General features: G+C 41.5%; 15 protein-coding genes. 2 read left to right on the forward strand and 13 right to left on the reverse strand.

All coding sequences use genetic code 11. From position 1 onward, the window contains the following. Nucleotides 1-2: 2 nt before the first annotated feature. The 5 genes from CTER_RS13460 to CTER_RS13480 form a co-directional block, all read right to left on the reverse strand. Nucleotides 3-266 (reverse strand): hypothetical protein, encoded by a 264-nt coding sequence (locus CTER_RS13460; RefSeq protein WP_004625924.1) that lies wholly within the window; start codon nt 264-266, stop codon nt 3-5. A gap of 185 nt (nt 267-451) precedes the next feature. Then, a complete protein-coding gene (locus CTER_RS13465) occupies nt 452-1,123 on the reverse strand; it encodes a DUF6320 domain-containing protein (protein ID WP_004626079.1) in 672 nt (223 codons plus the stop codon). Next, nucleotides 1,116-2,390, reverse strand: coding sequence for a hypothetical protein (locus tag CTER_RS13470; RefSeq protein ID WP_004625917.1), 1,275 nt, complete (start codon nt 2,388-2,390; stop codon nt 1,116-1,118). The genes CTER_RS13465 and CTER_RS13470 overlap by 8 nt, the downstream gene beginning before the upstream one ends. 138 nt (nt 2,391-2,528) lie before the next feature. Beyond that, complete coding sequence (locus tag CTER_RS13475; protein WP_004626121.1) at nt 2,529-3,356, reverse strand: ABC transporter permease; 828 nt, start codon at nt 3,354-3,356, stop codon at nt 2,529-2,531. Then, nucleotides 3,356-4,270, reverse strand: coding sequence for an ABC transporter ATP-binding protein (locus CTER_RS13480; RefSeq protein WP_004625914.1), 915 nt, complete (start codon nt 4,268-4,270; stop codon nt 3,356-3,358). Before CTER_RS13480 ends, CTER_RS13475 begins: the two co-directional genes overlap by 1 nt. Nucleotides 4,271-4,591: 321 nt before the next feature. Here CTER_RS13480 and CTER_RS13485 point away from each other — a divergent pair, with 321 nt between their 5' ends. Next, nucleotides 4,592-5,863, forward strand: coding sequence for a HAMP domain-containing sensor histidine kinase (locus CTER_RS13485; protein WP_004625927.1), 1,272 nt, complete (start codon nt 4,592-4,594; stop codon nt 5,861-5,863). Continuing rightward, nucleotides 5,860-6,546 (forward strand): response regulator transcription factor, encoded by a 687-nt coding sequence (locus tag CTER_RS13490; protein ID WP_004626099.1) that lies wholly within the window; start codon nt 5,860-5,862, stop codon nt 6,544-6,546. Before CTER_RS13485 ends, CTER_RS13490 begins: the two co-directional genes overlap by 4 nt. Before the next feature lie 2 nt (nt 6,547-6,548). Here the strand turns inward: CTER_RS13490 and CTER_RS13495 are convergent, their stop codons facing one another. The 8 genes from CTER_RS13495 to CTER_RS13535 form a co-directional block, all read right to left on the reverse strand. Beyond that, nucleotides 6,549-7,709, reverse strand: a complete 1,161-nt coding sequence (locus tag CTER_RS13495) for an ArsA family ATPase (protein WP_004625964.1) — start codon at nt 7,707-7,709, stop codon at nt 6,549-6,551. Between the two features lie 69 nt (nt 7,710-7,778). Continuing rightward, a complete protein-coding gene (locus tag CTER_RS13500; protein WP_004626112.1) occupies nt 7,779-8,039 on the reverse strand; it encodes a hypothetical protein in 261 nt (86 codons plus the stop codon). 39 nt (nt 8,040-8,078) lie between these two features. Beyond that, nucleotides 8,079-9,245: an ArsA family ATPase gene (locus CTER_RS13505; protein ID WP_004626071.1), complete on the reverse strand. Its 1,167-nt coding sequence runs from the start codon at nt 9,243-9,245 to the stop codon at nt 8,079-8,081. A gap of 134 nt (nt 9,246-9,379) precedes the next feature. Next, a complete protein-coding gene (locus tag CTER_RS13510; protein ID WP_242834982.1) occupies nt 9,380-9,781 on the reverse strand; it encodes a MarR family winged helix-turn-helix transcriptional regulator in 402 nt (133 codons plus the stop codon). A 185-nt stretch (nt 9,782-9,966) separates the two neighbouring features. Beyond that, the gene (locus CTER_RS13515) at nt 9,967-10,443 is read right to left on the reverse strand and encodes a QueT transporter family protein (RefSeq protein WP_004626141.1); all 477 of its coding nucleotides are present in this window, start codon (nt 10,441-10,443) and stop codon (nt 9,967-9,969) included. Continuing rightward, entirely contained in the window at nt 10,440-11,219 is a 780-nt protein-coding gene (locus CTER_RS13520; protein ID WP_004625960.1) for an acyl-CoA dehydratase activase, read from the reverse strand. Before CTER_RS13520 ends, CTER_RS13515 begins: the two co-directional genes overlap by 4 nt. Further along, on the reverse strand, nt 11,216-12,217 hold the full coding sequence (locus CTER_RS13525; RefSeq protein ID WP_004626132.1) for a 2-hydroxyacyl-CoA dehydratase family protein: 1,002 nt from the start codon (nt 12,215-12,217) through the stop codon (nt 11,216-11,218). Before CTER_RS13525 ends, CTER_RS13520 begins: the two co-directional genes overlap by 4 nt. Before the next feature lie 493 nt (nt 12,218-12,710). Continuing rightward, nucleotides 12,711-13,568 carry a class I SAM-dependent methyltransferase gene (locus tag CTER_RS13535; protein WP_004626031.1) on the reverse strand — a complete coding sequence of 286 codons (858 nt, stop codon included), beginning with the start codon at nt 13,566-13,568 and terminating at the stop codon, nt 12,711-12,713. Between the last annotated feature and the right edge of the window lie 66 nt (nt 13,569-13,634).

Below are 13,634 nucleotides of genomic sequence, written 5' to 3' on the forward strand. Positions count from 1 at the left end.
TCCTAGTTTTCGTGAACTTTTATTTCAGCTGCTCCCGATTGCTCCATTATCGACTTTACTTCCTGTGCCTTATGCCTGGCAGCTTTTACATAGACTACAATGCCGGCGTCATCATGCAAATCGCTCAGGTCATTGACACTTTCCACAAATGCTTCCAATTGGCCGGGATCGTCCTGGTCGGTCTTTACCACACTGCTTGTCCGGTTGTCTTCCACATCATTCCGCATGCTTTGGAATTTTTCTTCATCCATGGCGCTGATTATCATGTCTCTCCTTTGGATACCGCTGTTTTTGAGAGAATCAACCAGACCGCCAACCTTGCCAGGGTCAAGGAATCTGCCAATTATATGAATAACAATCCCTCCCTTGAACTACTAATGAACTACTAAAATCTTTTCATTCTTTTATATTTTGTCCGAAAAATAATTTAGTAGTCAGGAAAAAATTTTAATCAAATATGAAATCTTCGAGTCATCTCTTTTTTAAATTTTTTATTGGCGAAAACCAGCATGCCTATGGTCGTCAGAAAAGAATACAGTGCTGAAACCGCACTTGCCCATATTTCATCTGCCACACCGGTAAGGTACAGAAAAACAGGTAAAAAGCCTAAAAAGATCATGGCGATAATGTATCCAACATACTCGTTCCATAACATTTTCCGCTTTATGACAATCACCGTTATCAGAAATGTACCTGCTATCAGCAAAAATGGTATTACTATATTTACCGACCACCTGTAAAATCCCGAAAGCAGGTCTATGAAGAACAGAAAGCAGGATGTTCCCATGACCTGTAAAATTATTTTTGTTCCTGCACGTATTTTCGAAAGAATGGTGTTGTTGATGAGAAGCTGCAGGTACAATACCGGAAAGATTACAAACAGCGACCAGGGATTTCCTATCCCTGAAAGTATGTTTATAAGTATACAAATACTCATTACCGCAATTGATATAAAGAAAAATACTTTACCTGCAAAATTCAATTGCGGAACTGTTTCAGTTTTACCGTAGGATGGGTACCACACATTTTTGGCCCCCTCACCGGCTTCCCCGATATTTCTGCTGCAAAGAGGGCATCTTTTTTCATCTTCAATAAAAACACCGCAGTGCTTACATTTATTCATACACTTTACCCCAATTATTTGAATAAACTTTTATTTCAAGTCCGCTTTCCCGTGACAGAAAGCTGAAAAAACATCTGATAATATCGGCTTCCAGAATGGTTCTTGAAAATGTCACTGTCAGACTGTCGTTAACGGTACAGACTCCGCAGTTGACAGGGCTTTTAAATGTGGGATATATGATGACTTCCCCGCGGTCCACAAATTTGCACATGGAGCCGGGCAATTTGATGCTTCCGATATTTGAGAGAGTGATGGTTTTGGAATTTTCGCCAAAGTTCTCAAAACCGTACCGCATGGCCATATTTTTTATAAATACCGGAATAAATCTGGCTACCAGCAGTTTTTCCAGCTTTACATTACTCACCATCACACTGTATAGATTATCTTTTTGCAGTTTATCCCTCAATTGTGAGGACACTTTTTCCAATACCGTCTCAAAACACAACTCCTCAGAAGGCTCAACCCCCACATTGACCACTGTGAAAAAATTCCTGAGCGTCCTGGAAGGAAAAATCCTTCTCAGATTGACAGGTATTGTCACTCTTATGGGCTCTTTGTATATGCCGAACTGCATGCTTCCGGTATAAATTGAATATATCAGCGCCGAAGTCAAATACTCCGTTATGGTTGAACCCTTCTGCTTTGCAATTGAATTAAGCAGGGATGAGGACATAACCCCGTGGATAACATTATTGCCGAAGGGCTCCAGCGGTGTCCCTTTAATATGAAAGGCCTTTGTCTCTGTGACCCGTCTGGCAGGCATGCTTTGATAATATTTATCAAAGCTGTCCTCCATTTCGTATTTATTGGGCAATTCATCCGGGTCCAGAATCAAACCTTCATTCTCAATTTCCTTACCTGCAAGGCATAAATACTGATAAACAAGTGTTTTCAGAAATTCCACCGCCCCGGTACCGTCGGTCAGGGAATGGAATACCTCCAACGCTATACGGCAATTATAATATAAAACCCTCAGAAGAAAGCCGTTGTTCTCATCGGCTTTTAAGGGACAGCAGGGGTATTGCTCCTCCCGTTGAACCAGCAGCTTTTGATTATTCTGATTCAGATAATCCCAGAAAACACCTTTCTGCAGTTTGACCGACAGGGTGGGAAAACGCACCAGAACAGTATCCAGAGCTTTCTGAAGCAGCTCCTTCTCAACAGGCTCATTCATAATCATTGAGATTCTGAAAATCGAGGTGTTGGATTCTTTAGATACCGATCTAAATATTTTTCCGGCATTATCTATTTTAAACCACCTATCCATATTTTTCTCCAGTATAATTTTTTAAAATTCCCCTTTATTATCATAGTATTATACTGTTTGAAGAGGTGTTCTGTCTGAATACTTTTTTCTTGTGCTCCCTGTTGTTTCCCGATTCACCCGGGAGGCACCGCCGGCGGCTTATCCCGCATGGGGGTTAAAAGTCTTGACCTGTGAAAAATCCGCCTTGTTGAATTGCTTAACACACAGAACAAAGAACAACAGTCCCATTGCCAGTATAATTGCAAATCCAAAGCCGGGTTTGATGACAAGTCCGTTAATGTCAAAGGCCACACCTGCTTTTACCAGTGCCTCTGTGGAGAGGTTCCCCATCTTCAGCGTAATATATCTGAATATGGAGGTAGTGTAGGTCAAAGGATTTATATATATTAGCGGACGAATGATCTCAGGCATGACAGTAGTCGGAATATATGCTCCTGACAGGAAGGTCAGCGGCATTGTAAAAACCATAATCATCAGCTGGAATGTGGTGGAGCTCTTTGCAAGGGTGGCCAGGAAAAGTCCTATTGAACTGAAGGTTACGCCCACAGTTATCATTACTCCAAGCATTTCTGCAAATTGCAGCACATCGATCTTCAACCCCATGAACAGTGCGATAATAATTACGATAAGGCCCTGCAAGGCAGCAATTACAGTTGAGGAGAGTATTTGGCCTATTGATATCTGCCATCTGGCCACAGGTGAAACAATAATCTCCTTCATAAACCCCATGGACATATCTTCAATAATATTTGTCGAATTGCTCAAAGCGGACTGGAATACCGTCATTATGATTATACCCGATATAAGGTAGTTAATGGGCTGATCCACTCCGGCAGCAGCCGATTTCATAACAAAGGAAAATATGAACAGAAAAAATATAGGCATGAACAGGGCAAAGGCCAGCTGCATTTTATTCCTGAAAAAATTAGTCAGATTTCTTTTCAATATTGCTTTTATACCTCTCATCACACTCTTATCTCCTTTCCTGTAATAGTCAGAAATACGTCGTTTAAAGTTCCCTTGCTGGTTTCAAAATCATTGATTTCCCCTTTAAAGTTTTCAACTATATCAAGTACATCTCCTAAATTGCTTGAATATACCGTAAACAGGCCATCATTAAATTTATACTTTATTTCCTTTTCCCCGCAATAGTTTTCAAATCTATCGCAATCGGAGATCTTAAGTCTTGTGACATTGGAAGTATATTGCTTTTTGAGATTGTACGGAGTATCATACGCAACTATCTTTCCATGATCCATTATGGCTACCTTGTCGCATATTTCGGCTTCATCCATATAGTGGGTTGTAAGAAAAATGGTTATATTTTTCTGCTTCTGCAATTTGTAAATATAGTCCCATATGTTAGCCCTGGTCTGCGGGTCAAGCCCCGTTGTCGGCTCATCCAAAAACAGCACCCTGGGGTAATGGACCAGCCCCCTTGCTATTTCCACCCTTCTCTTCATCCCGCCTGACAGGCTGCCAACCGGAGCCTTTCTCCAATCTTCAAGGTTCACCAGTTCCAAAACAAAATCTATTCTCCCCTTTACTTCACTTTTGGGAACCTTATAAAAATCGCAGTGAAATTTCAGGTTTTCTTCAATTGTGAGCTTGCTGTCCAGAGTGGAATCCTGAAACACAATTCCGATCTCATTCCTGACCCTGCCCTTATGCTCCGAAACTTCATTTCCATTAATGAGCAGCTGCCCTTCGGTTTTGTTGATTATTGTGCACAGTGTATTGATGGTCGTACTTTTTCCTGCACCGTTGGGTCCAAGAAATGCAAAAATGGAGCCCTCTTCAACATTGAATGAAATATTATCAACTGCCGCAAAATCACCATACTTTTTTGTAAAATTTTTGACTTCAACTATATTTGGCATTTATATCCCTCTTTCCATAAAATTAAATTGACGGCATATAGTTTGTTTCCGGCATAAATCCGGTTATTTGCCGAACACAATGTGTATATTAAAGGTTCAATTTAAAACGCAAATAAAAATATTTTAAAAATTTTATAAAAAAATTTAAAATATTTATAAAGCCTGGTACATGACGCTTTGGATTGAAATTTGCCCATAATTTTTATAGAATTTTTATAAAGGCTTTAAAATATCTTTAAAATCATTGCTTAAAATAACCTATATCGGAGTATAAGGATTTCCCGAGATACTCGATATATAAGTTTAATGAAGGTGGATTGTATGGCAGATAAAAATTGGTTTCGGATTATCCCGGATAAAATAAGATACAGATTGGACAGTTTTAGAAATTCTCATATTGAAAAACACCGGCTGGAAAACGAGCTCCGGAAGAAAATGTTTGCCGAGCATATGAGAAATCATGAGGAAATAAACAGGCTGAAAAAGGAATTCAGACAAAAAATCGCCGGATATAACAGGAAACATGATGAACTTCAATGGTATCACAGGAATAACAGACTTTCACAGATACTCATTGTTGTTTTTAATATTTTCATCTGGGTTATAATATTCCGTTTTTTCGGAGCCAAAACGCTGGCCATAGTGGCAGCCGCCATTATCACTATCGGCGGAGTCATTCAGTTCCTGTTCAACATGCGTCTTGAGAAAATGATATTTAAACCCATAGGCAGTCTTAGAAAAGGTGTAGAGGAGATATCAAAGGGCAATTATGATATTGAAATCAAAAGCGAAATATTTAACGAGCTGGGTATTCTTATTAATTCTTTTAATAGCATGGCAAAAAAACTGAAGGAAGGTGAACTTTTAAAAAAGGCTTATGAAGAAAACCGGAAGACCTTGATAGCAAATATCTCCCATGACCTCAAAACTCCCATCACTTCCATTCAGGGGTATATTGAAACAATGCTGGAAAGGCCTGATATACCGCAGGAAACTGTTAATAAGTACCATCAGATCATTTATAATAATGCCGCCTATCTGAATAAACTTATTGATGATCTGTTTTTATTTTCAAAGCTGGATATGCAAAAGCTTGAGTTTCATCAGGAGGATATCAGTATCCGGGCCTTTATGGCCGATTTGATGGAGGAATTTCAGTACGAGCTTGAAGACAGGTCCATAAAATTTTCATACACCGATACTCTCTCAGCAGAGTGCCATGTCCATATGGACCGTAAAAGGATAAACCAGGTGTTTAGAAATATTATAGGCAATGCCATAAAATTTTGCGGTGAAAATGATACTGAGATAAATGTACGCTTATATGCTGATGAACAAAATATATTTTTTGATATCAGTGACAACGGGCCCGGAATTCCTGGAGACAAGCTTCCAAACATTTTTGACAGGTTTTACAGGATAGATTCCGCAAGAACCAAGGATTTAATGAGCACCGGCCTGGGACTTTCAATTGCAAAGGAGCTGGTGGAAGCCCACGGCGGCAGGATTTCCGCCACCAGTAAGGTTGACTCCGGCACCAGATTCACATTCAGCCTGCCCAAATCCGAACCTATAAGAGGAGACGACAAATGAAACAGATTTTGATTATTGAAGATGATATAAATATTGCCGAAATGGAACGGGATTACCTTCAGCTGAACGGATACAAATGTGAAATAGCCCATGACGGCATACACGGACTTAAATCAGCACTGCAGGGAATATATGATGTTGTTATTGTGGACTTGATGCTGCCGGGCAAGGACGGGTATGAAATAATCAGAGAGCTTAGGAAGAAGTTTGAAATACCCATCCTGGTGGTCTCGGCAAGAACGGAAGACATTGATAAAATAAGAGGTCTTGATTTCGGTGCGGATGATTATCTCACCAAGCCCTTCAGTCCTGCCGAACTGGCCGCAAGGGTAAAATCGCACATAAACAGATATGAAAGACTCAAGGGGAATAATGCCTCCTCCGAAATCATCGCCCACGGCGGACTGGAAATAAACACTGCCTCGCATAGAGTATTTGTCAACGGAAAGGAGATACAGCTGACCTCCAAGGAATATGCGACGCTTGTGTTCCTCGCCACCAACCCCAACATTGTTTTCACAAAAGAACATATTTTTGAGAGGGTATGGGGCGATGACATATATGGTGACACGGCCACAGTTCCGGTGCATATCCAGAAAATCCGTAAAAAGATCGAAAAGGACCCTGCAAATCCTGAGTTTATTGAGACTCTCTGGGGAACCGGCTACAGGTTTAAGGCCTGACACTAAGCAAAGTGAAGGTTGAGCCTGCCGTCCTCATATTTTGCACCGGTGATTTCCATCGGCTGAAGCTTCGCAGGCAGTACCAGACATCTCCTTTCATTCTTGATTGAGATGGTTATTTCATCACCCTTCTGTGAAAGCTTCAACTCCTTTTTATCCACAAAAGGCATATTGATTGCAAGGATGTAACCATTCTGATCTTTCTCAACCGAGAATATTTTTTCATTGAAAAGAACCTTTTTGGGATCTGTTTTCCTGTACAGCTGCTGCGCTATGGTATTCAAGATGTCAAGCCTTCTCAATTCGCAGTTGAGCAGTTCCAGCTTGAAAACGGGAATTCCTTTAAAACTGTCGGTAATATCCCTGATACTGTCCTTCTGAATTTGAGCCCACTTCTCGAAATAGCCGCACAGGGAAGCCTCCGAGAATATTCTGTTTATGATTATACAGTCGACATTATAATCAAAAAGATGCAGGTAGGAAAAGCTCCTCTTTGCCTCCTTGACTACTATCTTCTCAGGAGTGGTAACTATTCTTATGCTCACCGCCTCTTTATTCATCATCAATTGATGCAATTGATCAATTCTGTCATATAATCTTTCAATCTCATCGAAGGTTTCATCAGACGGCATGGGTACTTTAACGGTTGCCTGTATAATGGGCCCTGCTATTTTTGCCCCCTTCCGCTTGATGGGGAAAAGCTTTTCCATCCACCATTTGAACAGATCCGGAAATTTAAGCAGGGACATGGTTTCTCCCGTCGGTGCACAGTCAACTATCAATACGTCGTATATGCCCTCGTCATGGATATCCTTTATCTTCAACAGGGACATCAGCTCATCAAATCCGGGAAACACCAGTAATTCTTCGCTTTCAACAGTTCTTTCCGACTTGAGCATCATAAGCTTTTCCAGATATCCTTTTACATTTCCCCAGGACTTTTCATTTTCCAGTACCGAGTCAATTTCCATGGCATATAGATTCCTGCTTATTTCAGCAGGTTCATTTGACAGCCTGACGTCGAAGGAATCACTCAAGCTGTGTGCCAGGTCAGTACTGACTACAAGCACCTTTTTGCCGTCGGCGGCTATTTTGCAGGCAGTTGCAGCCGCGATGCTGGTTTTGCCCACTCCGCCTTTTCCTGTATATAATATTATTCTCATAATGCTTGCTCCTTTTCAATAATTTTTAACTTTTATGAACCAGATTAACCCATTGCGCCGGTTAGCTGATCAGTTAAAGTCGACGTCAACCCGCTTTACAGCTTTCTTATCCTCAGTTTTCCCGGTATTATCCTGATCCGGCCGGCTTACGTTCTCCTGCTGTGAAAAATTTTCCGAAATAATTTCCATGGCAATATCCTTCAATAAATTGCCTGCATCCCTTTCGAGGGTCTCAACCCTATGTTTCATACCCTCGGGCAGTATTTCCTTTATAGCCTGGTATCTGAGGATTTCAGCCCTTATCATCTTTTTTGCAAATTCTTTATTCATAAATAGTACCTCCGCCTTTCCGCACAAATCCTAAATAAATCACTCAAAATATATACTCAGAGTTCCGGCATCCAGCCTGGCCGATGCCATCTGATATTTTCTTACGCTATTTGGAATTGGAATATTTCTTTTAAAGTTTCCAATTTTGATTATGATATCTGTGCCTGATTCAAAAAGATCAAATGCACCCTTCTCAGCTAGCGGCACATACACATCCAGCCGGTATCCCCTGTCAGTCTTATTGAAAGTTTCATTTACAGTGGTTTTCAGCACCCTGAATAGATTTCGGTCGTCAAGAGAATCGGCCGCCACCCTTTCCAGGCCTTTAACTCCGTTAATATCCTCTTCATACCATTTGATCCTATACACGGGTATGTTTGCAAATACAGCTTCAATTTCTTCAAGGTAATTGGACTGAATCTGCTTCCATTGGTCAAAAAATCTGTTGTCGACATCCTCCGGAATTATTCTGTTGATATAAAGACCATCCACATTAAAATTGTACAGGTTCAAATACATATAGTTTCTTTTGGTTTCTTCCACAACCATTTTCTCAGGAATGGTGACAAGTCTGATACTGCATGTATCCCGGTCCTTTAACAGCGTTTGAAGGGTTCCCAGCTTGACATACAGCTTCTCTATGTCATTCATTGCCCTGTCATCTGGCATTTCAATTTTGAATGCCACCCTGGATATGGGCCTTAGGACTTTTAACGCCACCTTTCCGATGGGAAAGAGCTTTTCCATATACCATGAAAGCAGTTCGGGAAACTTCAACAGGGACAGCGTTTCCCCTGTGGGCGCACAATCCACGATGATCAGGTCGTATATGCCGGAATCATACAATTCTTTTATCTTCAGCAATGAGAAAAGCTCCTCTATTCCCGGAAAAACAACTATATCGTCAAAGATCTCACTATCAGCCCGGTTTTCAAACGTCAGCATATTCTTAAAGGCTTTGGATATCGTTCCGTAATATCTCTCCATCTCATAATTTGAATCAATTTCAAGGCCGTCCAGATTCCCAAGGATTTCAACCGGCTCCTCCTTCAGCTCCTTCATGAACAAATCACTCAGATTGTGAGCCATATCGGTGCTCACTATCAGGGTCTTTTTCCCCTCCCCGGCCGCTTTTACGGCATGTGCGGCAGCAGTGCTGGTTTTTCCCACTCCGCCTTTTCCTGTAAAAATAATTATTCTTCCCATAACAGCCTCCATTTCCAATGCAACATTTACTATTTCGGTCACACCAGTTTTATTTAACTTCCCTTCGAGAATAGTTCTTTTATCGAAGTATTTTTGTAAAAAAATTTGCCTTACTCTTAACTATTAATTAATTATTACTCAATATTAATCCTTTTAACTCTTTTAACTGTACCATTATCTTCACCCTGCCCCGGTTTTCCCTTTTTCAGTATACCGATCACCTTGCCTATAATATTGATTCCTGCTGCCCTTTCTTCCTCTGTCAGGGCTTTATAAATCTCACCGAAGTAATAGGCGGCAAGCTTTTTCTCTTCGTCAATAAAAGCCTGGGCAGCCGGTGTCAGCACGATGTTTACCACCCTGCGGTCTTCATTTCCTCTGATTCTTTCAACCATATTCTTTTTTTCAAGCCTGCCCACCACTCCGGTTGCCGTATTCAGGGGTGCACAAATATACTCGGAGAGCTCGGTCATGTTGGCCGTATTCTTTTTATACAGGTAAAGAAGAACCAATAACTCATTCTTGGAATAATCCAAAAAAACCGTACTCCACTGCTCCGGAAAAAACAAAAACTTAAATTGGTCTATATAATCGAATATTATTGTCTCTATATCAAAACTCTTGCTGCTGATTATCACACACCCCTTAAAATAGTTCTTTACTCGAAGTATATTTTTATTCTATACCCGAAGTATTGAATTGTCAAATATTTTCCGTAAAATTAACCGATTTTACCCTTTATATGTTTGTTTACCACCTGTACAATAAAAACCCCTGCGGCGGCAGGAATTATTTGTCCTATGCATAAACCCGGTGCCAGCACGGAATATGGTATATTTAAAAGTTTTGAGAGCCATATGGGTACCAGCAGGCCCGGGCCCAAAACCAAAGGTATTGTAATCAGCCACATATTCCAGTTAAATTTGCGTACCAGATAAACCGCCCCCGAAGTTATTATTCCTGCTAAAGCTCCTCCTATCATATCCAGCGGTCCAAGTCCTCCCATTACGGTATTGCTGAGGAAGTTGGCCAGGCCCAGAGGTACTATGAGGAACGGATATACGTAGCTTAATGAATACAGAGAAGTGGCTATTCTTATCTGATACTGCCCAAAGGCAAAGCCCTGTGATACAAACATTATTACAACGTACAATGCAATAATGACTGCTGAAATGGTTATTTTTTTTACTGTTTTCATAAAGTCCCTCCTCTTGTCGGAATGAATTCCGCATATGCACAGCAGCCTATGGCTCCGTTGAACTGGGGTTCAGCCATGTGAACAATACTGTCAAAATCCTCCTCAAGATATTTTTGCAGGGCTTTGTTTCCTGCAACTCCCCCGGATAAGACCAGCTTTTCCCCTTTAAATCTTGTCAGCATGGGGCTGAGTTTTTTATACAAGGAATAATTTACACCTGCACAAAGCTCCTCAATTCCGATGCCCTCTGCTATCTTTCCTATCAGTTCCGATTCGGAAAATACCGAACAGGTGGAGTTAAGCGGCACAGGGGTTTCAAAATGCCGTGACATTTCCTCAAGGGGCACTTCCAGTACGGCTGCCATATTTTCAAGATATCTGCCGCAGGAAGCCGCACATTTTTCATTCAGCTCCAAATCGGTAACAAGGCCCTTTTCAACCCTCACCACCTTGACGTCCTGCCCTCCGATATCCAGTAAAATAAAGTCCCTTAGCTTTGTTTGATACATTGCCCCATATGCATGGGCCTTTATTTCAGTTATTGGCTTGAAGCTGCATAAGTCGGTGTTGTTTCTGCCATAACCGGTGGATACGGCTTTATCCGGCTTGCCGAAGCCGATACGTTCCACGTCGGCCAGCAGCCTGCCATCTTTATGTATACAAAAGCTCTTATAAAAAGTCATGGTGCTGATTTTTCTCTTTTCAACCAGCGTACCGTTATCCATATAAGCGATCTTTACCTCTCTGCTGCCCATATCAATTCCCAATACTTTCACGCCGGCACCCCCTTGAGATCCGAAAGCATATCCAAAAATGCCTCCAATCTGAGTTTCGTTCTGGGATCAAGCCGGTTGGACTTATCTCCCTCAATCGTCAGAACAGGTATTTCAAGTTCCCGTTTGATTATAATATCCTCGATGGCCCTGTGACAAAATGCCTGGGTGTAATGTATCAGCCCGTCAAGCTCCCTGAGCTTTATCTGTTTTTTTATCTCACTGAGCCTGAAATCCAGATTATAGGGATATGTGTAGTCATAATACTGCCGGTATATACTCTCTGCTTCCATTGACCTTGGAAATGCAAATTCGCGCTGAACCTCATTGTATACTATTCTGGCGTCATAGTCTTCCACATACCGGTACAGATCACCAGTCATGGGGGGCACGCCTATATATCCCAGACGGAGTGCCTGGGTATGCGGGGTTCTCTTACCTATTTCAGATATTTTTTTCTTCAGCTCTTCAAGGCATTGTACCGCATCTCCATTGAAATCACTCAGCGAAACCTGGTATAAATGATTTTCCAAACCCGTGGCCTTGTTATCAATATAGGTAAGTTTATCCATTACCCTGGCATACTGCCGAAGTTCGGCTAAATCCTCCCTCACTGCTTCTGCCTGTGAAAGTGCTACTCCGAACCTGTCCATAAATTTATTTATTTCGGCAGTGACACTTTCCGGCGTGTGTTCGGAGGGGTAGGAAAAATCATATGTCTTAATTCCCATGCCCCTCAATACCTCCATTAATGCCCTGGTATTGGAGCAGTCCCCCTCCAGCACCCCGACAAGCTCATCTATCCCGCAGCGCAGGCAGGCTCCGTAAATCCCTTTTATCCATGCGCAGGAGCTCTTTGGAAAACCGTCCCTTTCAGCTCTCTCTATATCCTGCGCGCAGGCTTCGGATGATATGAAAACATTGTTCAGATCAATAACCCTGTAGCCCGCCGCAAGCAGTACCTCAACCGGCACGGTTGTGGTTATTCCGATATTTTTCATTGGTTCCCCCTCATAAGTAAAAATATAAATTCAACAGAATTATGGATTAAACTTTTTATACTTTCCCGGACAATAAAAAAAGGGCATAAGCCCCCTGTAAACAAAAATAAGCCGTCCTCCGACAGCCGGTCCGTAGTTTTGTTTATAGACAGGATGGTTACGAACTGTCTTATTAAGTTAAGCTGGATTGATTGTATCACGTAATAACTCTCAAAGTCAACAGAGCAGTAACGGCCCTTTATAAAAAAATTTTCTGTTTTATGTTTAGAGTTTATTTAAAGAGGTATATATTAAATACAATCATTAATGGTTGATAAAATAAAGTAATTACCGGAAGGAGATGGGTCCGCCAGAAATTTAATATGAGGTTCGGATCAAAGGTAGTAGAAAGTATGAGGTTAATTGGAAAGCATGAGTAAAATTTGTTTCGCGAAACCGGTATAACGGTCGGATTAATAGTTGCATATCCGGCCGTTATTACTGTTTTCCGGCATCATATCCGCTCAGAATTACCAATATTCTTTTTAGCAGGCCTATCCGCCGCCATATCAGATATACCAGCTACTGCATGGATTATCCGGCTCCTGTTCCTTGTGGAAGGTAAAATATTCATTATTCTCAGAAACAAACTCTGCCGCTTTTTATTAAAATCACCTATACTCCAATTTTCAACAAGCCTGATTCCAGGGTGAAGACCTGTTATTTCCTCAGCCCTGTCAATTCCCCAAACAAATGGAGAAGTGATTGCCTTACCTACAAAATAACTGTGAATTACATCAAAGTATAAATCTGCACCGGGAAAACAGTCACAAATATATTCAAAAACGCCTTTTACCTGTTCCTCACTCAAATACATCAAAAGCCCTTCAGCCAGTATCAGCACCGGGTCTGTCCTTGTCACACCTGTTTTTTCAGCCCAGCGCAGGTCTGCAACAGACTCGGAAATAAATCTGATCCTTTCATTTTCTGTAAAAAACATTCTCCTGAGCCTGATGACATCGGGAAGATCCACCTCATACCACCGCAGCCTTCCATTGTCAAATCGGCTGGATCTGGTATCCAGACCCACTCCAAGGTTGATAACAACCCCTTCGGGATTTGATTTTATAAATTCGGTTACGGCTTTGTCAAACAGCTGAGTGCGTGTAAGTATTCCCACACCGGCTATACTGCCGCCGTCAAATCTTTTTGGATGGGTTCCGATACTCCTGGCTATTTCAAAGGCCTTTTGGTCTTTGACTATCGGTGCCTTGCTGACAAACTCCTCTGCTTTGACAAACAGCGGTATAAACAGGGTCTCTTCAGGTGACCCCTTCTCCAAACAGTAATAATCCTTATCTGCGTTTACCATTTTAACCTCCATGAGCCGCAATAGCGGCCACAAAACTGTAATGAAATCTCTTCACTCTCTCATCCG

The organism is Ruminiclostridium cellobioparum subsp. termitidis CT1112, from assembly GCF_000350485.1.
Lineage (GTDB): Bacteria > Bacillota > Clostridia > Acetivibrionales > DSM-1351 > Ruminiclostridium > Ruminiclostridium termitidis.